This window comes from Streptomyces hundungensis, from assembly GCF_003627815.1.
GTDB classification, from domain to species: Bacteria; Actinomycetota; Actinomycetes; order Streptomycetales; family Streptomycetaceae; genus Streptomyces; species Streptomyces hundungensis_A.
On the sequence record NZ_CP032698.1, the window covers coordinates 4,602,083 to 4,621,686 of the forward strand.

Annotated in this window: 18 protein-coding genes and 1 pseudogene; 12 read left to right on the forward strand and 7 right to left on the reverse strand. The window is 70.7% G+C overall.

Annotated features, from left to right (window positions below):
* Positions 1-10: 10 nt before the first annotated feature.
* Positions 11-898 (forward strand): alpha/beta hydrolase family protein, encoded by an 888-nt coding sequence (locus DWB77_RS20530; protein WP_120722637.1) that lies wholly within the window; start codon positions 11-13, stop codon positions 896-898.
* A gap of 331 nt (positions 899-1,229) precedes the next feature.
* Here the strand turns inward: DWB77_RS20530 and DWB77_RS20535 are convergent, their stop codons facing one another.
* Positions 1,230-1,799 (reverse strand): TetR/AcrR family transcriptional regulator, encoded by a 570-nt coding sequence (locus DWB77_RS20535; protein ID WP_120722638.1) that lies wholly within the window; start codon positions 1,797-1,799, stop codon positions 1,230-1,232.
* Between the two features lie 153 nt (positions 1,800-1,952).
* On the opposite strand from DWB77_RS20535, the gene DWB77_RS20540 reads away from it, so the two are divergent.
* From DWB77_RS20540 to DWB77_RS20555, 4 genes are all read left to right on the forward strand, one after another.
* Positions 1,953-2,498, forward strand: a complete 546-nt coding sequence (locus DWB77_RS20540) for an FBP domain-containing protein (protein ID WP_120722639.1) — start codon at positions 1,953-1,955, stop codon at positions 2,496-2,498.
* Between the two features lie 100 nt (positions 2,499-2,598).
* Positions 2,599-4,008 carry a sensor histidine kinase gene (locus DWB77_RS20545; protein WP_428985133.1) on the forward strand — a complete coding sequence of 470 codons (1,410 nt, stop codon included), beginning with the start codon at positions 2,599-2,601 and terminating at the stop codon, positions 4,006-4,008.
* Positions 4,005-4,670, forward strand: a complete 666-nt coding sequence (locus DWB77_RS20550) for a response regulator (protein ID WP_120722640.1) — start codon at positions 4,005-4,007, stop codon at positions 4,668-4,670. The genes DWB77_RS20545 and DWB77_RS20550 overlap by 4 nt, the downstream gene beginning before the upstream one ends.
* 497 nt (positions 4,671-5,167) lie before the next feature.
* Positions 5,168-6,394 (forward strand): cytochrome P450, encoded by a 1,227-nt coding sequence (locus DWB77_RS20555; RefSeq protein WP_120722641.1) that lies wholly within the window; start codon positions 5,168-5,170, stop codon positions 6,392-6,394.
* Positions 6,395-6,587: 193 nt separating this feature from the next.
* Here DWB77_RS20555 and DWB77_RS20560 read toward each other — a convergent pair whose 3' ends face one another.
* Positions 6,588-7,427, reverse strand: coding sequence for a diacylglycerol kinase (locus DWB77_RS20560; protein ID WP_120722642.1), 840 nt, complete (start codon positions 7,425-7,427; stop codon positions 6,588-6,590).
* 176 nt (positions 7,428-7,603) lie between these two features.
* On the opposite strand from DWB77_RS20560, the gene DWB77_RS20565 reads away from it, so the two are divergent.
* The gene (locus DWB77_RS20565; RefSeq protein ID WP_120722643.1) at positions 7,604-8,887 is read left to right on the forward strand and encodes an adenylosuccinate synthase; all 1,284 of its coding nucleotides are present in this window, start codon (positions 7,604-7,606) and stop codon (positions 8,885-8,887) included.
* Positions 8,888-9,033: 146 nt separating this feature from the next.
* On the forward strand, positions 9,034-10,701 hold the full coding sequence (locus tag DWB77_RS20570) for an IS1182 family transposase (RefSeq protein ID WP_120728030.1): 1,668 nt from the start codon (positions 9,034-9,036) through the stop codon (positions 10,699-10,701).
* 79 nt (positions 10,702-10,780) lie between these two features.
* Here the strand turns inward: DWB77_RS20570 and DWB77_RS20575 are convergent, their stop codons facing one another.
* Entirely contained in the window at positions 10,781-11,716 is a 936-nt protein-coding gene (locus tag DWB77_RS20575; protein WP_120722644.1) for a LysR family transcriptional regulator, read from the reverse strand.
* Between the two features lie 156 nt (positions 11,717-11,872).
* On the opposite strand from DWB77_RS20575, the gene DWB77_RS20580 reads away from it, so the two are divergent.
* The gene (locus DWB77_RS20580) at positions 11,873-13,135 is read left to right on the forward strand and encodes an MFS transporter (protein WP_120728032.1); all 1,263 of its coding nucleotides are present in this window, start codon (positions 11,873-11,875) and stop codon (positions 13,133-13,135) included.
* A 288-nt stretch (positions 13,136-13,423) separates the two neighbouring features.
* On the opposite strand, the pseudogene DWB77_RS20585 reads toward DWB77_RS20580, so the two are convergent.
* The 3 genes and pseudogenes from DWB77_RS20585 to DWB77_RS20595 form a co-directional block, all read right to left on the reverse strand.
* Positions 13,424-14,011 (reverse strand): annotated as a pseudogene (locus tag DWB77_RS20585) (ElyC/SanA/YdcF family protein); the annotation flags it as partial.
* Between the two features lie 43 nt (positions 14,012-14,054).
* Positions 14,055-14,363 (reverse strand): DUF397 domain-containing protein, encoded by a 309-nt coding sequence (locus DWB77_RS20590; RefSeq protein ID WP_120722646.1) that lies wholly within the window; start codon positions 14,361-14,363, stop codon positions 14,055-14,057.
* A complete protein-coding gene (locus DWB77_RS20595) occupies positions 14,360-15,196 on the reverse strand; it encodes a helix-turn-helix domain-containing protein (RefSeq protein ID WP_120728034.1) in 837 nt (278 codons plus the stop codon). Before DWB77_RS20595 ends, DWB77_RS20590 begins: the two co-directional genes overlap by 4 nt.
* 155 nt (positions 15,197-15,351) lie before the next feature.
* On the opposite strand from DWB77_RS20595, the gene DWB77_RS20600 reads away from it, so the two are divergent.
* The 4 genes from DWB77_RS20600 (at position 15,352) to DWB77_RS20615 (ending at position 18,272) form a co-directional block, all read left to right on the forward strand.
* The gene (locus DWB77_RS20600; RefSeq protein WP_120722647.1) at positions 15,352-15,756 is read left to right on the forward strand and encodes a hypothetical protein; all 405 of its coding nucleotides are present in this window, start codon (positions 15,352-15,354) and stop codon (positions 15,754-15,756) included.
* Between the two features lie 73 nt (positions 15,757-15,829).
* Complete coding sequence (locus DWB77_RS20605; RefSeq protein WP_120722648.1) at positions 15,830-16,348, forward strand: cupin domain-containing protein; 519 nt, start codon at positions 15,830-15,832, stop codon at positions 16,346-16,348.
* Entirely contained in the window at positions 16,345-16,743 is a 399-nt protein-coding gene (locus DWB77_RS20610; RefSeq protein WP_120722649.1) for a VOC family protein, read from the forward strand. Before DWB77_RS20605 ends, DWB77_RS20610 begins: the two co-directional genes overlap by 4 nt.
* A gap of 248 nt (positions 16,744-16,991) precedes the next feature.
* On the forward strand, positions 16,992-18,272 hold the full coding sequence (locus tag DWB77_RS20615) for an LPXTG cell wall anchor domain-containing protein (RefSeq protein WP_120722650.1): 1,281 nt from the start codon (positions 16,992-16,994) through the stop codon (positions 18,270-18,272).
* 132 nt (positions 18,273-18,404) lie between these two features.
* On the opposite strand, the gene DWB77_RS20620 is transcribed toward DWB77_RS20615, so the two are convergent.
* Entirely contained in the window at positions 18,405-19,571 is a 1,167-nt protein-coding gene (locus tag DWB77_RS20620) for a serine hydrolase domain-containing protein (RefSeq protein ID WP_120722651.1), read from the reverse strand.
* Between the last annotated feature and the right edge of the window lie 33 nt (positions 19,572-19,604).

Here is a 19,604-nt window from a genome sequence, read left to right on the forward strand (position 1 = left end):
TTGGGGAACGATGGATCCCGCAGAGCGTGACGCGGTCGAGGAAGCCTCCGTCTTCTCCCATCCCCCGGTCGCCCCCGACGCCACCGCCGCGTACGGCGACCACCCCGACCAGGTGATCGACTTCTACGCCCCCCGGGGCGCCCGCGCCGGCGCCCCGCTGGTCGCGCTGCTGCACGGCGGCGCGTGGCGCGCCACGTACGACCGCGCGCACATGACCCCGTTCGCCGACTTCCTGGCCCGGCGCGGGTTCGCCGTGGCCAACATCGAGTACCGGCGCGGCACTCTGCTGCCGCGGCAGGGCGACGGCTCGGGGGCTCCCGCCACCGGGCAGCCGGTGGCCGGGCGCTGGCCGGACACCTTCGACGACGTGGCGGCCGCGGTGGACGCGCTGCCCCTGCTCGTACGGGACGCCGTACCCGGGGCCGACCCCCGCCGCACCGTCCTCACCGGCCACTCGGCGGGCGGCCACCTCGCGCTGTGGGCCGCGGCCCGACACGTCCTGCCGGAGGGCTCACCCTGGCGGACCCCCGCGCCCGCCCCCCTGCGCGGAGTCGTGGCGCTGGCGCCGATCGCCGACTTCGCCACGGCGGTCGACCTGGCGGTCTGCTCGGACGCGGTGGCCCAACTCCTGGGCGGCCCGCCCCAGTTGGGCCTCCGTTTCCCCCACGCCGACCCCTCCGCGCTCCTTCCCACGGGCATCGCCACGGCCGTCGTGCAGGGCAGGGAGGACATCGTGGTGCCGCGGGCGGTGGCGGAGGCGTATGTGGGGGCGGCGGCGCGGGCGGGGGAGGTGGTGGGGTTGACCCTGCTGGACGAGGTGGGTCACTTTCCGCTCATCGATCCGGCGGCGGATGCGTGCGCGGTGGTCGCCGACGAACTGGCCCAACTAGCGTACTGAGCTCCTCCTGGGGCTCCGCCCCAGACCCCGTATCGCGCCTTAAGGGCGCTCGTCCTCAATCTCCCCAAGGCCTTAAGGGCCAGGGGGGACCCCCATGACGGGCTGAGGTGCTGGCCAGCGCCGAGCAGTTAAGGGGCGCGGGGAACTGCGCGACCAGCCCCCCACGGCCCGCAGCCGAAAACGGGTTTCCAGGGGCGCGAGGAACTGCGCAAAAAGCGAGCACGGTCCGCAGAATCGAGGGGGTTCAGGGGCGCGGGGAACTGCGCGAGAAGCGAGCACGGTCCGCAGGATCGAGGGGGTTTAGGGGCGCGGGGAACTGCGTGGGAGGGGGTTATGGGGTGGGCCAGGTGCGTAGCAGGGTGTCGAGTGCCGACAGCGTCCGCTCCCACGTCTCCTGCGTATCAGGCGCACTGTGGCTGAACCCCCCACCCATCTCCAGGCTGATATAGCCGTGAAACACACTCCCCAACAACCGCACCGCATGCACCTCCTCCCGCTCCGGCAGGTCGTACCCCCGCAGAATCGCCCGTGTCATCTGGGAGTGCCGACGCCCCGCACTCGCCGCCGCCGCCTCCGGATCCAGCCGCAGCTGGGCGGCGGCATAACGCCCGGGGTGCTCGCGGGCGTAGTCGCGGTACACGTTCCCGAGCGCCGCGAGCGCGTCCTTGCCGGAGCGTCCGGCCACCGCGTCGGCGGCCTGGTCCGCGAGCTCCTCCAGGGCGAGCAGGGCGAGCCGGGTCTTAAGGTCCTGGGAGTTCTTGACGTGCGAGTACAGACTCGCGACCTTGACGTCGAACCGTCTGGCCAGCGCCGAGACGGTCACCTGCTCGAAGCCGACCTCGTCGGCGAGCTCGGCGCCCGCCCGCACCAGACGGTCGGTGGTCAGTCCCACCCGTGCCATGCGTACCCCTTCCGTCCCACTGTCTCTATCTGTCCCGTCCCACTATCTCTGGCCCACTGTCTCGGTCGGGCGGGCGTGCCCCACCGCCGGGCCGGGCAGCCTGAAGTAAGTATGTGTTTGCCTAATACCTTTAGGCAAATTACCGTGGGCCATATGAAGCCGCTGACCGAACAAGACATCCGCGCCTCCTTCGTGAACTGCACCAAGGGCGAGGCCAAGCGCCTGTCCGTGCCGCGCGACCTGGCCGAACGTCCCTGGGACGATCTGGACTACCTCGGCTGGCGCGACCCGCAGGCCCCCGACCGCGGCTACCTCGTCGTCGAGCTGGACGGCCGCCCGCACGGCCTCGCGCTGCGCTGCTCCAGCGCGCTCTGGGGTCGGCAGCGGCGCAGCATGTGCTCGATGTGCCTGACCACCCACTCCGGCGGCGTCTCGCTCATGGTGGCGCCGAAGGCGGGCAAGGCCGGCAAGCAGGGAAACTCGGTCGGCGCCTACATCTGCGCCGACCTCGACTGCTCGCTCTACGTACGCGGCAAGAAGGACGCGGGCATCGGAGCGCGACTGCACGAGACGCTCACGGTGGAGGAGAAGATCGAGCGAACGGTCCTGAACGTGGCGGCGTTCGTCGCGAAGGTGACGGGATCGCCGGACGCCCCGGTCGCACCCGAGGCGATGGGCACCCCGAGCCCGACCGCCTGAACCGGCGGGCGCGGGGCCGGGGCCACGCCGCGTAGTCCCTGAGGTGGACCCCCCGGAATCCGCATCGCGCCGGACGCCCCGGCCCATCCCGCCGCCTACCGTGGTGGACGTGAACGAGACGACGACCAGCCCCCGGCAGGGGAGCGGCAGCAGCACAGTGGCGGGCGGCGGCGCCGCCGAACGCACCCCCGAGTTCCGGCTGGCGATGGATGCGTACGGAGGGCTGTGCAAGGACCTGCTCCATGACGCCTTCGCCTACCGGCCGCTCCCGCCGATGCGGACGGACGGAGTGATCACCCGCCGGCTCCCGGGCCGGATACGCGAGGCCGCGGCCTGGACCCCCCACGCGGTGGTCTGCTTCTTCGCCTTCCTCGCGATGCTGTTCGGCTACACCGGCAGCCTGAGCGGAATCGGCGGAGGCCTGGCCTTCATGCTGAGCGGGCTGTTCGTCGCGGTGCCGGTGATCGTGACGCTGGTGCGCCCCATCGGCGCGTTCTGGCTGTCCTGCGCGGCGATCGTGATCACCGGCCTGATGGGCTACCACGGCAGCATGACGCCCTGGACGCCCGGCTCGGTCTTCATGCACCTGACCGTCCTGGTCGTGGTGGCGCTGCGCACCCGGCCCCGGGTCGCGCTCGGGATGTGGGGCGTCACCTTCGCCCTGGGCGTGATGGTAGGCGTGGTCCGCGGCCGCTCGGACGCGTTCGGTACCGGTGTGCAGATGGCGATCTTCTACGGGATGGTCCTGCTGGTCATCTCGGTCGTCCACATCCGCAAGGACGCCGAACGCCAGGTCAGCGCGGAGAAGTCGGTGACCGCGGTCGAACGTGACCGGCGGACGGTCCTGGAGGAGCGCACCAACATCGCCCGCGAGCTGCACGATGTGGTGGCGCACCACATGTCGGTCGTCGCCATCCAGGCCGAGGCCGCGCCCTACCGCGTGGAGAACCCGCCGCCCGAGCTCGCCCAGGCCTTCGCGACGATCCGCGAGAACGCGGTGTCCGCCCTCACCGAACTGCGCCGGGTCCTCGGTGTCGTACGCGCCGAGGACTACGAGGCTCCGGACGCCCCCCAGCCCACCCTCGCCGACCTCGACGGCCTCCTCGCGAACGTCCGCGAGGCCGGGCTGGACGTGGAGAAGGTCGTCACCGGTGCGGTACGGGAACTCCCGCAGGGCGTCGAACTCTCCGCGTACCGGATCATTCAGGAGGCCCTCAGCAACACCCTGCGGCACGCGCCCGGGGCGGCGGCGCGGGTGGAGATCGGGTACGTACTGGGCGGGCTCGGCCTGCGTGTGATCAACGGCCGCCCGACCACCGAGGCGGGGCCCTCGCAGGGGTCCGGGCACGGGATCACGGGCATGGCGGAGCGGGTGGCGATGCTCGGCGGCGCGATGACCGCGGAGCGGACGGCGGAGGGCGGCTACGAGGTGACGGTCTTCATCCCCGTCGCCCCCGCCGAGCCGGAGTCCACGGTGGACCTGGCCAAGGGAACGGACGAGCGGGCATGACCATCAGGGTTTTGATCGTCGACGACCAGATGATGGTGCGCGAGGGCTTCTCCGTACTGCTCGGCGCGCAACCGGACATCGAGGTCGTCGGCGAGGCGGTCGACGGACGCGAGGCGGTCGCCCAGGTGCGGGCGCTGCGGCCCGACGTGGTCCTCATGGACATCCGGATGCCCGGCATGAACGGCATCGAGGCGACGCGGGAGATCGTGGCGTCGGACGACTCCTCGAAGGTGCTCGTCCTGACCACCTTCGACCTCGACGAGTACGTCTACCAGGCGCTGCGGGCGGGCGCGTCCGGCTTCCTCCTCAAGGACGCCTCGGCGCGTCAACTCGCGGACGGGGTACGGGTGGTGGCGTCCGGGGAGGCACTGCTCGCCCCCTCGGTGACCCGGCGTCTGATCAACGAGTTCGCCCGGGTCGTGCCGGTGGCTCGCGGCGGGTCCTCGCCCACCGGCCAGGTCGAGGAGCTGACCGACCGCGAGACGGAGGTCCTCGTCCTGATCGCCCAGGGCCTCTCGAACCAGGAGATCGCGGATCGGCTGGTGGTGGCGGAGTCGACGATCAAGACGCATGTGAGCCGGGTGTTGGTGAAGCTGGGGTTGCGGGACCGTACGCAGGCGGCGGTATACGCCTACGAAACCCGCCTAGTAACCCCGTCCTAGCCCCCACCCCCTGAGCTCCGCCCCAGCCCCCTTGCCCACCCACCCACCCGCCCGTGACGGGGGTTGAAGGGTTCGGCCCCTGGGGCTCCGCCCCAGACCCCTGCGGGGGCTCCGCCCCCTGCACCCCCGTATCGCGCCTGAACGGCGCTCGTCCTCAATCTCCCCCAAGGCCTTAAGGGCCAGGGGGGACCCCCATGACAGGCTGAGGTGGCCCGTGCGGGCCCGTACCGAGCATTTAAGGGGCGCGGGGAACTGCGCGACCAGCCACGCACGGCCCGCAGTCGAAAGGGGGTTTTGGGGGCGCGGGGAACTGCGCGAGAAGCGAGCACGGTCCGCACATGACCGAGGGTTTTGGGGGCGCGGGGAACTGCGCGGCAATCGAGCACGGCCCGCAGGCCGAAGGGGGTTAGGGGCGCGGGGAACTGCGCGAGCAGCCGCGCGCGGCTCGCAGGCCGGAGGGGGGTTAGGGGCGCGGGGAACTGCGCAAAGGTCAAGCCATGACGACCCGCAACCCCTTCGCCCCGGGCAACCCCGACTTCGTCGCCAACCCCTACCCCGCGTACGCGGAACTGAGAGCAACCGCCCGAGCCCACCACTACGCCCCCACCAACCAATGGCTGATCCCCCACCACGCCGACATCCGCACCCTCCTGAAGGACCGCCGCCTGGGCCGGAGTTATCGACACCGGTTCACCCACGAGGAGTTCGGCCGCACCTCACCCCCCGCCGCGCACGAGCCCTTCCACACCCTCAACGACCACGGCATGCTCGACCTGGAACCCCCGGACCACACCCGCATCCGCCGCCTCGTCTCGCAGGCGTTCACCCCGCGGACCGTGGAGCGGCTCGCTCCGACCGTGCGGCGGCTCGCCGGGCGCCTCGTGGACGACTTCCGCGCGGCCGGCGGTGGCGATCTCGTCGCCGAGGTCGCCGAGCCGCTCCCCGTCGCGGTCATCGCCGAGATGCTCGGCATCCCCGACGTGGACCGCCCCCTCCTGCGCCCCTGGTCGGCTGCGATCTGCGGCATGTACGAGCTCAACCCCGACGAGGACACCGCCGCCCGCGCGGTCCTCGCCTCGCGCGAATTCAGCGCGTACTTGCGGGAGTTGATCGGGGCGCGGCGCAAGAACCCGGGCGGGGACCTGATCTCCGCGCTCATCGCGGCGTACGACGACGAGAGCGAAGGGGGGAGCCGGCTCACCGAGCAGGAGATGGTCTCCACCTGTGTCCTGCTCCTCAACGCCGGCCACGAGGCCACCGTCAACACCACCGCCAACGGGTGGTGGGCGCTGCTGCGCAACCCCGAGCAGCTCGCCGCGCTCAGGGCCGCGCCCGACGCGCTGTTGCCCACCGCGATCGAGGAGTTGATGCGGTACGACACGCCGCTCCAGCTCTTCGAACGCTGGGTGCTCGAAGACATCGAGTTCGCCGGGCAGATGCTGAGGCGAGGGAGCGAGGTGGCCCTGTTGTTCGGCTCGGCCAACCGCGACCCGGCGCGGTTCGCCGACCCCGACACGCTGGATCTCACCCGTGCCGACAACCCGCACGTCTCCTTCGGTGCGGGCATCCACTACTGCCTGGGCGCGCCGCTGGCCCGGCTCGAACTGCACGCGTCGTTCAGCGAGTTGCTGAAGAAGGCGCCCCGGATGCGGTTGGCGGCCGAGCCGGAGTGGGGACCGGGGTTCGTGATCCGAGGCCTCAAGGAACTCCGCGTGCAATGCTGACCCCCAGGACCCCGACCCGCGCAGTTCCCCGCGCCCCCAAAAACCCGTCTTCGTCCGCGGACCGTGCGTGGCTGGTCGCGCAGTTCCCCGCGCCCCTTAAATGCTCGGTACGGGCCCGCACAGGCCACCTCAGCCCGTCATGGGGGTCCCCCCTGGCCCTTAAGGCCTTGGGGAGATTGAGGACGAGCGGCCTTCAGGCGCGATACGGGGTCCGGGGCGGAGCCCCAGGGGTGGGGAGGACCAGTTGCCACGCCTCGGCGGCCGCCACCCACGTCCGCGTACGAACCGGCCCCCCCACCACCGCATCCGCCCGATACCGAAACCCCCCCACCGGCCCGGAAACCGTCACCGCCCGGGCCGCCGCCCGCACCCGCTCACCCGTCCGCCCGTACACCACCACCTGCGCGAGCCCGTCGCCCGACGCCACCGACACCCCGGCCACCGGCAGGTCGAGGTCGCTCAGGAGCACCCCGTCCGCCTCCACCCGCAGCCGGTGCGCCATGGCCGCCGCGACCGGGGCCGGGGCCCGCACCAGGGTGCGGACGAGGGAGCGGGCCGCGCCCCACACCGTGGGTGGCGCGGACGGCACCCGGACCGGGCTCAGGGCGGGAATGCGCAGCGCGCCGAGGACCACCTGGTCGCAGTCGTCGACCAGGAGGTCGAGTGGCTGCGCCACACCGTCCAGGGCGACCCGCGCGGCCGCCACCGCGCCCATCGGCACGCCGAGCGCCCGGGCCAGCTCCAGGGAGTCGGCCGGGCCCACCGGGACCATGGCCAGCGCCCCCCGGTCGAGCTCACGCTTCTTGTGGAGCAGCGTCACCGTGCGTAGCAGGGTGTGGTCGTCGCCGACCACCACGGTGCGCCGGCCGCCCCGGCGGGCCAGTGCCCCGGCAAAGTCCTGCGGGTCTTGTGGCCAGCAGATTTTCGCCTGTGCTCCCGCACACAACACATCTTTCGCGATCCGTACGGACTCGCCGTCAATCCGGCGGGCGACCGGGTCGATGAGCACGACGAGCTGGTGCGCAGCCGACACCTCGGTCCTTCCTCGGGTAGCATCTTTGTGCAAGAGCCCCTTGCGCTATTGCGCCAGGGGCTTCGTCTATTCCGGGGCAGCGGTTCTACGGTTCAGGCCCATGGCGTACGCATCCACCTATGGAGCGCGTACGCCCCTGACCTTGGACATGCCCCGCCCGGAAGGGGTGTACGCCTGTGCCCGCACTTGTGCTGCTCGGTGCTCAGTGGGGTGACGAGGGCAAGGGAAAGGCCACCGACCTCCTCGGTGGATCCGTTGACTATGTGGTGCGCTACCAGGGCGGCAACAATGCCGGCCACACGGTTGTCGTAGGCGACCAGAAGTACGCGCTGCATCTTCTCCCTTCCGGGATCCTCTCGCCGGGGTGCACCCCGGTGATCGGTAACGGAGTCGTCGTCGACCCGGCGGTCCTGCTCTCCGAGCTGAGCGGGCTGAACGAGCGCGGCGTGGACACGTCCAAGCTCCTGATCAGCGGCAATGCTCACCTGATCACGCCGTACAACGTCACGCTCGACAAGGTCTCCGAGCGCTTCCTCGGCAAGCGGAAGATCGGCACCACCGGTCGCGGCATCGGCCCGACCTACGCCGACAAGATCAACCGCGTCGGCATCCGCGTCCAGGACCTCTACGACGAGTCGATCCTGGAGCAGAAGGTCGAGGCGGCCCTTGAGGGCAAGAACCAGCTGCTCGCCAAGGTCTACAACCGCCGCGCGATCGAGGTCGGCAAGATCGTCGAGGAGATGCTCCAGTACGCGGAGAAGCTCCGGCCGTTCGTCGCCGACACCACGCTGATCCTGAACCAAGCGCTCGACGACGACAAGGTCGTGCTCTTCGAGGGCGGCCAGGGCACCCTGCTCGACGTCGACCACGGCACGTACCCCTTCGTCACGTCCTCGAACCCGACGGCGGGCGGCGCCTGCACGGGTGCCGGAGTCGGCCCGACGAAGATCAGCCGCGTCATCGGCATCCTCAAGGCGTACACGACCCGGGTCGGCGCCGGCCCGTTCCCGACCGAGCTCTTCGACGAGGACGGCGAGGCGCTGCGCCGCATCGGTGGCGAGCGCGGTGTCACCACCGGCCGTGACCGTCGCTGCGGCTGGTTCGACGCGCCGATCGCCCGGTACGCGACGCGCGTCAACGGTCTCACCGACTTCTTCCTCACCAAGCTGGACGTGCTGACCGGCTGGGAGGAGATCCCGGTGTGTGTCGCGTACGAGATCGACGGCAAGCGCGTCGAGGAACTCCCGTACTCCCAGACCGACTTCCACCACGCGAAGCCGATCTACGAGAAGCTGCCGGGATGGTCCGAGGACATCACCAAGGCCAAGACCTTCGACGAGCTGCCGAAGAACGCGAAGGCGTATGTGAAGGCCCTTGAGGAGATGTCGGGCGCGCCGATCTCCGCGATCGGCGTCGGCCCCGGCCGCACCGAGACGATCGAGATCAACTCCTTCCTCTAGGCGTTCCCGAGGTAGGTGTGTGTGCCTGAGGGCCCCCGGTGACCACTTGGTGACGCTGTTGGTTAATTCGGGGGTTCGCGTGACGTCGGCCTTCAAGACCCGGTTGTGGTCTTGAAGGCCGACGTTGTTGTGTGGGGTGGATGTCGATGTCGATGCAGCCGATGGAGTCGGGGGAGATTCCGGCGGAAACGGTGCGGGTGGCGTGGGCCGCGTTCCCGAAGGGGAGTTTGGCGATCCGGGTCCGGGACGAGCTGGGGCCGCTGTTTCGTGACGAGGAGTTCGCGGATCTGTTCCCTGCGCGGGGGAAGCCCGCCTGGTCACCAGGCCGGTTGGCGCTCGTGCTGGTGTTGCAGTTCGTGGAGGGACTCACCGACCGGCAGGCAGCGGAGGCGGTGAGGGCGCGGATCGACTTCAAGTACGCGCTCGCGCTGGAACTGAGCGATCCTGGGTTCGACTTCTCGGTACTGTCGGAGTTCCGGGACCGCCTGGTGAAAGCGGAGGCCGGGCGGCGGGTACTGGATAGCATCCTGGCCGCGGCCGGGGAAAGCGGGCTGCTGAAGACCGCCGGCCGGGCACGGACCGACTCCACCCATGTGCAGTCCGCGGCCCGTCAGCTGTGCTGGCTGGAGCAGGTCGCCGAGACCCTGCGGGCGGCGCTCAACGAGATTGCCCAGGCCGCCCCCGACTGGCTGCTGACCGTGGCGGAACCGGACTGGTTCAAGCACTACGCCACCAGGGCCGAGGACTCCCGTTTCCCCAAGTCCCGCGCCAAACGAGACGAGCTGGGCCTGCGAATCGGGCGGGACGGGACACGACTGCTCGAAGCCGTCTTCTCACCCGGGGCACCCGGAGAGCCGCGCGCGCTGGAGCAGGTGGAAACCCTGCGCCAGGTCTGGGTCCAGCACTTCCAGCAGGTGGAGGGCGAGGTGAGGCGGCGGGACCCAAAAGACCGGCCGCCGGGCGCGACACGCCTGGTCACGCCCTATGACACCGAAGCACGCGGCAGCGTCAAACGCGACACCATGTGGGACGGATACAAGGTCCACCTCACCGAGACCTGCGAGCCGGACATCCCGAACCTGATCACGAACGTGGCCACCACCGTGGCGACGGTTCCCGACATCTCGATGACCGATATCGTGCACGCCCAGTTCGCCCAGGACGGGCGCCTGCCCGGCGAGCATCTGGTCGACGCCGGATACGTCGACGCACATCTGCTCGTGCAGGCCCGCCGCGAGTACGGCATCACGCTCACCGGGCCGGTCGCTGGCGTCGTCAGCCACCAGACCACCGCGAACAGCGGCTTCACCGGCGACGACTTCACCATCGACTGGGACCACGAGCAGGTCACCTGCCCCGGCGGGGAGACCACCACCCGCTGGAATCCCGACCGCTCGCCCGAAGGCACCCCCGTGATCCGGGTCCGTTTCAACGGCGGCCAGTGCCGTCCCTGCCCGGTCCGTGAGCAGTGCACCACCTCCAGCGCCGGCCGCCGCCTGACCCTGCGGCCCCGCGAAGAACACCAAGCGCTCCGCCAGGCCCGCGCCGAGCAGGACACCGACACCTGGAAGGACCGCTACAAGACCCGCGCCGGAGTCGAGGGCACCATCTCCCAGGCCGTCCAGCGCTGCGGCCTGCGCAGATCCCGCTACCGCGGCCTCGCGAAAACCAGCCTCCAGCACCAGCTCACCGGCGCCGCGATCAACCTCGCCCGCATCGACGCCCACCTCACCGACACACCCCGGGCCCGCACCCGCACCAGCTACTTCGCAGCACTTCGCCCCGCCGAGCTCATGCTCGGCGGGGCGAAGTAGGACCAACCCCCGAATTAACCAACAGCGTCACCACTTGGTCGCCGGGGGCCCCTCGCGTGGCGGGGACCCGTCGGGGCGTTCAGCGGGACGTCGCCCAGCCCGGCGCCCACGTACCGGCGGCGTCGTGGCCGCCCGTCGCCGCGGCGAGATGGGCGCGGAGGGTGGCGAGGGCCGGGTGGGGGTTGTCGCGGCGCCAGAGGAGCGAGTGCGGGTAGACGGGCGTCGGGTCGGTCACCGGGATGCGGCGCAGACCGTGGCCGGCGGGCCAGATCAGGCGGGTGTGTTCGCCCATGAAGGTGGCGAGGGCCGGGGTGTCGGCGATGGTGTCGAGGAGCGCGTCGGAGCCGAAGTTGGGGCCCGTCGCCTCGATGGTGAGCCCGAATTCGGCGACGAGGTCGTCGTAGTAGGCGCCCCACTCGGTTCCGGGGGCGATGCCGGGCATCCAGATCCGGTGCCCGGTGAGCTGCGCGACGGTCACCGACCGGGCGCCCGCCAGTGCGTGGGCGGGCCCGGTGAGGAGCTGGAGCGGTTCGTCCAGCACCCGTACGGAGGCGATGTCCTCGGGGAGGGGCCGGCCGGGCGCGGCGACGGCGCGGAACGACGCGTCGATCGTGCCGGAGCGGATGGCGGCGACGGCGCTCTCGATGTCGAACAGCATCAGCACGTCGAGGTCGATCTCGGGGTGCGCGCGGTGGAAGCCGCGCATCAGGTTCGACTGGGCGCTGCGCGAGGCGAGCACGTCGACGCGCAGGGGCCGGCGGCCGGGTCGCACGGACGCGCTCGCGCGGTCGGCGACGCGCAGCAGCTCGCGTGCGTGCGGCAGGAACGCCTGGCCGTCGATGGTGAGCTCGGCGCCGCGAGGGGCACGGGTGTACAGCCGCACGCCGAGGCTGCGCTCAAGGGCGGCGATGCGCTTGGAGACGGCCTGCTGGGTGATCGCCAGGTCGGCGGCGGCCTTCTGGAACCGGCCCGTTTCCGCGACGGCGACGAAGGTGCGTACTGCTTCGAGATCCATGCCGACCCACCCTACGGAACAACCCCTGGTTGTGGGGAAGCGCCGAATTGGTTGTTTGACCCGCGGTTGTCCGCCCGCTTAGCTCTCCCCGGTCACCTTCCGCTTGTCCGGTCGGAACGTGAGGGGATCGAGGGGAGCGTGCTCGGCATGGTGGGCATGGTGGGCAACAGGCCGTTGGGCCGGAGGTTCGGCTGGCTGTGGGCGTCGTATGCGGTCAGCGCGTACGGGTCCGGCCTGGGATTCGGGGCGTTGCCCCTGGTGGCCGTGCTGGCTCTGCACGCCGGACCCGCGGAGGTGTCGGCGCTGGCCGCGGTGGGGCCCGCGGTGGGCGCGCTGATCGCGGTGCCGCTCGCGCCGTGGGTGGAGTTCCGGCGCAAGCGCCCGGTCATGATCATGATGGATCTGGTCCGGTTCGCGGCCATGGCGACGATCCCGGTCGCCTACGCCCTCGGGTGGCTGGGCTTCGTCCACCTGCTCGTCGTCTCGGCCGTGGTCGCCGCCGCCAAGATCGCTTTCAACGCGGCGAGCGGCGCCTACCTCAAGGCCATCGTGTCGCCGGACGACCTCCTCGTGGCCAACGCGCGCTTCGAGTCCACGAACTGGAGCTCCATCGCGGTGGGGCCACCGCTGGGCGGCGCGGCGATCGGCCTGCTCGGACCGGTCGCCACCGTGCTGGCCGACGCGCTCAGCTATCTGCTCTCCGCGCTGGGCCTCACCGCGATCGGCGGCGGGGCGTCGGCGGTAGGGGGTAAGGGCCCTGCCCCAGTGGGCGGCAAGGGACCTGTCCGGGCGGGGGCGCTGCTCGATGGCTGGCGACACATCCTGGGCCATCCCGTTCTGCGGTCGCTCTACCTCAACAACCTGCTCGTCTCCGGTCTGATCATGGCCACGGAGCCCCTGCTGGCCGTGCTGTTGATCCGCCAACTCGGCTTCCCGCCGTGGCAGTACGGCCTCGCCTTCGCGGCCCCCTGCCTCGGCGGACTCGTCGGCTCCCGGCTGGCCCGCCGCGTCGTGGCCCGCTTCGGCCGGCCCTGGGTCTTCCGCACCGTCGGCACCCTGCGGGCCGTCTGGCTGATCGGGCTGGTCTTCGTGGGGCCCGGCGTCGTGGGCCTCGTCACCGTCATGGTGGTCGAGCTGGCGATCATCATCAACATGAGCCTGTACACCCCGGTGCTGGCCACGTATCGGCTCGAACAGACCCCTGAGCATCTCGTTGCCCGCACCCTGACGGCCTGGTCGATCGGGCAGCAGACGTCCATCGCCGTCCTCACCGCCCTCGCCGGCCTGCTGGCCGACGCCACGGGGCCCCGCGCCGCCCTCGCCGTCGCGGGCCTGCTCATTTTGATCACGCCGCTGTTGCTGCCGCGTCGGGGGCGGGCGGTGTGGACGGAGCGGGAACTTTTTCGCGGGGCGTCGTGAGGGGGTGCGAATCCGCGCAGTTCCCCGCGCCCCTGAACCCCCCTGATCCTGCGGACCGTGCCCGCGTCCCGCGCAGTTCCCCGCGCCCCCAAAAAACCCGCCTTCGCCTGCGAGCCGTGCGTGGCTGGTCGCGCAGTTCCCCGCGCCCCTAGCCACTCGGTGCTGGCCGGCACCTCAGCCTGTCCGGCGTTTGAGGACGAGCGCCCTTAGGGCGCGAACGGGGTCTGGGGCGGAGCCCCAGGGGCTTCGGCTGCGGACCGTGCCCGCGTCTCGCGCCCCCAAAGCCCCCTCCGCCCTGAGGCCACGCAGTGTCCACAGCCCGTACGCCGCCAGCAACGGCTTGACGGCAATCCACTCCCCAGGGCGGTAGTCACCCGCCCGCACCAGCCTCGCTGCAAGATCGGGCCGCTGCCGCCACAAGTACGCACGAGCCTTGAGCGCATGGGCCGGCTGGGAGGCGATCTTGATGCGCTCCACGTCTTCAAGCAAGGGGATCACGTTCGCGACGTTCTCCCACGTCGTCGCACTTTGGTCTTCGCGGAGCACCGTGCCGCCGAACCCAAGCACCAACTCCGCGTACTCAGCCATCAGTTGGGCCTCCGTGGCACCGCCGCCGGTCGCACCACCGCTGAAGATCACGCGGGTCCCGTGCACACCGTCGGCAGCGATGGATCGGATTCCGGCACGGACTCGCCATCGGTTGATCAGGTTCGCCGTCGCCTGGGGATTCCGATACCCCAACACCACCACGGCCGTGGAGGCGCCCCTGGCACCCCTGCTCCTCCCCACGAGCGTGCGGGACCAGCGCCAGTTCAACCACTCGCCCCAGGCCAGGGCCGCAACCCCAGCCATCGCCAGTCCCGTCCTTCGCCGCATGCGCCGACTCTAGGACACCAGCCCCCTGCACGGGCCGGACAGCTCAACGCGCCGCAGCGCCGCCCCAGTTGAGGAACGCGTCCCAGGCCTGCGCGCCCACCGCGAACGAGGGCCCGTCCGCCACCTTGGAGTCCCGCACGTGGACGGCTTCGCAGCAGGGGGCCACTTCTACGCAGTTGCCGCCGCTGTCGCTGCTGTACGTTGACTTACGCCAGGGGAGGGCGACCTCTATGCATTCGCCGCCGCTGTCGCTGCTGTACGAGGACTTGCGCCAGGCGACCGCGACCTCGATGCATTGGCCGCCCCCGCTGTCGCTGTAGCTGGACTTGAACCACCGGAGGGTGCTGCTCATCTCTGCTCTCCTGCCAACTCCTCGAAGAGGCCCATCGTTTCCCGTGGACCCAGGGCCTGTGCCCGGATCTTCGCATAGCGCCGGGCGTACGCACTCACCTTTGCAGGGTCGGAGATCAACAGGCCCTCGCCCTGGACTTCCAGGAAGGCCAGGTGGTCGTGTTCCGGAGTCTCCACGAGTGTCATTCCTCCACGGTCTCCGGCGTACTCGCCGTTCACGCCGCATGCCAGGGGAAGCACGTCAAGTGTCACGTTGCGCCTGCGTGAGCAGGCGAGGAGATGTTGGAGCTGTCCGCGCATGATCTCTCGGCTGCCGATGACCCGCCGCAGTACCGCCTCCTCCAGGATCAGCTCGATCGAAGCGATGGGCTGTCGGTCGAAGAGGGCTTGCCTTTCCATGCGTGCTTGGACCAGTTCCTCGACCCTCTGCTCGGGAAGAGGCGGAAAGCCGCCGCCGATGAGGGCGCGTGCGTAATCCTCCGTCTGGAACAGCCCGTTCACGACGAGGATCTCGTACATCTGGATCACCAGCGACTGCTGCTCCACGGGCGCGAAGTCCTTGAATTGCTCCGGATACTTCTCCAGGCGCACCGACGCGCGCGCGTCCTCGAAGATGCCCATGCCATCACCCAGCACCCGCTCCAGCTGGACCAGCATCTCGTCGCTGGCGGGCTGAGCCAGCGTCTCCATAGCGCTGACCGCCGCAGCGGAGAAGCCAATCTCGCTCCCCAATTGCTCCTGCGTCCACCCCTTCCTTACCCGCAATTTGCGGGCGAGGTTGGCCACCATCTGAGCCGTCGGCCCCGCCGTCACCTTGTTTTCCGCTCGTGCCATTTCAATCACGCTCCGACTCAACCGATCTCAACCGGTCACAACTCAACCCCGCCGAATTCGACCCCGCTCCAAGGGCGTTGGGGCTGGTCAACGGCTGCCCGACGGTCCCTTCGAGGCCATGGAAAACGCTAGCCGGACGGGCCGAGACTGTCCCCGTGGATACGCAAATCGGCGAGGTAAACCTGGACTGGATTCCGCTTTCCGGCATCCGGTTGGGAAAAGCGGGCGTGCAATTCGACGCGGTACGGATCGACGGGGACGCGGGGCGGTGCGTGGCGGATTTGATGGAGGAGCTGACCGGGGGCGACCCGGGGCCGATCGTCGCGGACGCGCTGGGGCGTAGGCCGGTGTACTTCCTGGTGCCGCCGCGCAGCACCTCGCACCGGCCGTGGCCCCGCGTGGCGAGGCCGTTCAACTCGGGCGGGGGGCGGGTGAGTTACGTACCCGTACCGGCGCTGAGCGGACGCACATGGCCGCTGTCGTGGCGGTTCCCGCCCTCGGAGGCGGACCGGTTCGTGCACACACCGCTGCTGAACTCGGTGGCGTGGCAGCTTCGTTGAGGGTGGATTGGCCCAAGGATCCGGTGCGGAAATGGCCTGGTGGGGAGGACGCTCATGATCATAAAGTCGAGCCATGACCACTCAGGAAACACCCTCGCCCGCCGCCGCGCCGTTCCCGCCCGTGCTGACCCGTTGTGCCGACGCCGAGACCTGCGCGGACCCGAGCAGCGTGATGACGCTGTTCGCCGACTCGGACGGTACGGCCGACGGGTTCACCAGCTATCGCTCGACGTTCGCGAAGGGGGCGGTGGGCGCGCCCGCGCACTTCCACACCAAGGCGACGGAGCTGTTCTTCGTGATCAGCGGGTCGCTCCAGGTGCTGGTGGGTGAGGAGGTGACCGTCCTGGGGGCGGGCGACTTCCTGGCCGTGCCGCCGCACACCCCGCACGCGTTCGCCGCCGCGCCGGGCAGCGAGGCGGACGTCCTGTTCGTGTTCACGCCGGGCATGGGCCGCTTCGACTATCTGCGGCTGCTGGGCCGGGTCATGCGGGGCGAGGCGGACCCGAGCGAGATCGCGGAGTCGGCCGAACGGTTCGACAACCACTACGTGGACAGCCCCGCGTGGCGTGCCGCTCTGGAGGCGTCGGCGTGATCGACGCGAGGGCCCATGTGCGCGTGGCCAGGCCCTCGCGGGACCTGGCCGCCGCCGAACGCTTCTACGTGGACGGCCTCGGCCTGGACGTGCAGTGGCGCAGCACCGAGCACGTCCCGGGCGAGCACGACCTGCTGATGGTGGGACCGACGGGCGGCTCCTGGCACTTCGAGCTGACCCGCGACCCCGAACACCCGCTGGAGCCCACCCCCACGGTGGACGACCTGTTCGTGATCTACCTCGGCGCCCCGGTCGACGAGACCCTGGTCGACCGCCTGGTCACCTCCGGCGGCACCCGCGTCCGCGCGCACAACCCGTACTGGGACGAGCACGGCGTCACCGTCACCGACCCCGACGGCTACCGCCTGGTCCTCTGCTCCCGCACCTGGAACTGACCGAAATCCAAAAGCCGGCCTCCCGGCCGTGCGTGACATCACTCACAGGGATTTCACAGCCGGTGAGAGCAACTTTCCGAATTTGACCGGATTCCGCTTTGCCGACCGTTTGAGGAGGAGTCGCCAGGTCCGCTTATCGCCCTTTTCCGGAGCGGGTTGGCGCTTACGATCTGCGAACTGTCGCATCCGCGTGGAGACCTACCGCCCGCGACATCTCACTTTCTTTCGGACCCAGAAGAGGGCTGCTCGTGCAGATCCGCCGCATTCTCGCCACCGCCGTCGTGGCCGCCGTGACCGCTCCGGCCGCCATGCTCTCCGTTTCTCCGGCATTCGCCGACACCAAGCCGGCCGCCCAGACCCAGAACAAGCCCTCCGTCGCCGAGTTGGAGCAGGCCGCCAAGGACGCGCAGAAGGCGTACGACGCCGCCGTCGTCGCCGAGAAGGCGCTCGTGCGGTCGCTGGAGGACACCGACGCGCCGACCTACCCGCTTGAGGCGGCATTCCAGGCCGCGACGAAGACGGCGAAAGAAGCCGCGGCCAAGAAGGCCACCGCCGATGCGGCCGTCACCGACGCCAAGGCGAAGCTCGACGCCGCCGTGAGCGACGACGACAAGGCCGCCGCGCAGAAGGCCCTCACCGAGGCCGAGGGTGTCGCCAAGACCGCCGCCGACGCGAAGGCCGCCGCCGACGCCAAGCAGGCCGAGGCGAGCAAGGCCGTGTCCGACGTCAGGGTCGAGATCTCGAAGAAGATCTACAAGGCGCAGCTCGCCATCAAGGAGACGCTCGCCAAGAAGACGGCCGCCGACAAGGCGCTCGCCGACGCCAAGAAGGCGGAGGGAAGCGGGTCCTGCGTGTCCCAGGACGCGCTGAGCGCCGTGGCGGTCGGACTGCCGTCCAAGATCGCCGCCGGCTCCACGGTCGACTTCACGCTCCGTCTGGGCAACACCACGGGCCGGACCCTCGACAACGTCTTCCCGATCGCCTACCCGCACGGGACCGACAAGAGCGGCATGAAGGACATCGACAAGCTGCTGCACCTGAAGTGGTCCAACGGCTCGGGCTGGCAGGACCTCGACGGCCGGCACCACGCGGGCGTCGTCAAGGCGCTGCGGACGGGTGCGCACGCCGACGTCAAGCTGCGCCTGACCGTCGACGCCTCCGCTCCCGCCGAGGGCACGGGTGTGGTGTTCGTCAACGCCGACTACACGAACAACGACGGGTCGTGCGGCGGGGTCCCGGACTCCACCATGTACGAGTTCCGGCTCACCCCGGTCGGCAGCAAGCCCTCCGCCGAGCCGGCCAAGCCGGCCTCCAAGCCGTCGCCGCAGGGCAGCAAGTCCCCGGTTCCCGTCGCTTCCGGCGGCGCCACCGGCGGCGCCTCGGGCACGGGCGGCGCCAACGGCTCGCTCGCCCACACCGGTTCCTCGTCCGCGCTGCCGCAGTTCGCCCTCGCGGGCGGCGCCGCGGTCGTCATCGGTGCCGGCGCCGTGTACTTCGTACGTCGCCGCAAGGCCGCCGACAACGCCTGACGTTCAGGCGTCGGCACCCCGGGCCTGTCCTGTCGCGTTCGTCGCGGGGCAGGCCCGGGTGCGTTCGTCCCCGCCCCCGCCCGGGTCCGTTCGCCCCCGCCCCGCGGGCCCCGCGGCTCTCCGGAAGCAGCGTCACGCCCCTTCGGGGAAGCCCGCGCCGGCGGCGTACTCCCAGAACGCGTTCATCAGGGTGGGCGGGGTCGGCCCGGTCATCTCCACCTGGGTCAGCAAGATGGTGACCTCGCCGGTGGAGGGCACCACATACGCGGCGGTGCCGGTGCCGCCGACCCAGCCGTAGCGCCCCTTCACGTTCCACGGTTCGACGCGCTCAATGTCGACCGAACCGCCGTACCCCCAGCCCTGGCCGCCCAGGAACAGCGCGGCGGCGGAGCGCTGGGCCGGGGTGAGGTGGTCGGTGGTCATCTGCCGTACCGCCTCGGCCGAGAGCAGCCGGCGCCCGCCGGCCGTTCCCTCGCCGAGCAGCAGCCGGGCGAAGGCGTGCAGGTCGTCGACGGTGGAGACGAGTCCGCCCGCGCCGGAGGGGAAGGGCGGCGGGCTGCTCCAGTGTCCGTCGGGGCCGTCGACGAGTTCGAGGCCGCCCTGCGGACGGGGCGCGTACAGGCTGGTGAACCGGTCGAGATCGCGGGCCGGGACCGAGAATCCGGTGTCCACCATGCCGAGCGGCTCCAAGAGGCGCTCCGCCAGGAAGGCGGGCAGCGTACGCCCCGAGACCCGCGCGATCAGGATGCCCTGGAGGTCGGAGCAGGCGTTGTACAGCCAGGCCTCGCCGGGCTGGTGCAGCAGCGGGACACGGCTGAGCCGGGCGAGCCATTCGTCCGGCTCCGGCACCGTCCGGGGCCGCGGGGGCGCCTGGTGCAGCTCGCTGAAGAGGGGCTGGACGGCGGGCAGTGAGAAGTCGGACGGGAAGCCGTATCCGGCGCGGAAGTCCAGCAGGTCGGCCACCGTGATCGGCCGCGCTGCGGGGACGACGTCGTCGACGGGCGAGGACGGCGTGCGCACGACCATGGGGGAGGCCAGTTCCGGCAGCCAGGTGGCGATCGGGTCGTCCAGGGCGAGGTGTCCGTCGTCGATCAGCATCATGACCGCGGCGGCGGTGACGGGCTTGGCGAGCGAGGCGACCCGGAAGATCGAGTCCCTGGTCATCGGGGAGGCGCCGTCGAGCGCACGGGAACCGGCGACCGCCACCTCCACCGACTCGCCCCGGGCCACCAGGCCCACCGCGCCTGGAACCGTGCCGTCACCGACGTACGCGTCGAGGATCTTCCGCAACCCGCTCATGGCCCACCTTCTCGAACTCCGCTGCTCAAGGTC

Coding starts and splice junctions, on each gene's coding strand:
- DWB77_RS20530 (WP_120722637.1), top strand. CDS start 11: ATGGATCCCGCAGAGCGTGACGCGGTCGAGGAAGCCTCCGTCTTCTCC.
- DWB77_RS20620 (WP_120722651.1), bottom strand. CDS start 19,571: ATGAGCGGGTTGCGGAAGATCCTCGACGCGTACGTCGGTGACGGCACG.
- DWB77_RS20535 (WP_120722638.1), bottom strand. CDS start 1,799: ATGGCACGGGTGGGACTGACCACCGACCGTCTGGTGCGGGCGGGCGCC.
- DWB77_RS20555 (WP_120722641.1), top strand. CDS start 5,168: ATGACGACCCGCAACCCCTTCGCCCCGGGCAACCCCGACTTCGTCGCC.
- DWB77_RS20550 (WP_120722640.1), top strand. CDS start 4,005: ATGACCATCAGGGTTTTGATCGTCGACGACCAGATGATGGTGCGCGAG.
- DWB77_RS20575 (WP_120722644.1), bottom strand. CDS start 11,716: ATGGATCTCGAAGCAGTACGCACCTTCGTCGCCGTCGCGGAAACGGGC.
- DWB77_RS20540 (WP_120722639.1), top strand. CDS start 1,953: ATGAAGCCGCTGACCGAACAAGACATCCGCGCCTCCTTCGTGAACTGC.
- DWB77_RS20580 (WP_120728032.1), top strand. CDS start 11,873: ATGGTGGGCAACAGGCCGTTGGGCCGGAGGTTCGGCTGGCTGTGGGCG.
- DWB77_RS20570 (WP_120728030.1), top strand. CDS start 9,034: ATGTCGATGCAGCCGATGGAGTCGGGGGAGATTCCGGCGGAAACGGTG.
- DWB77_RS20590 (WP_120722646.1), bottom strand. CDS start 14,363: ATGAGCAGCACCCTCCGGTGGTTCAAGTCCAGCTACAGCGACAGCGGG.
- DWB77_RS20605 (WP_120722648.1), top strand. CDS start 15,830: ATGACCACTCAGGAAACACCCTCGCCCGCCGCCGCGCCGTTCCCGCCC.
- DWB77_RS20595 (WP_120728034.1), bottom strand. CDS start 15,196: ATGGCACGAGCGGAAAACAAGGTGACGGCGGGGCCGACGGCTCAGATG.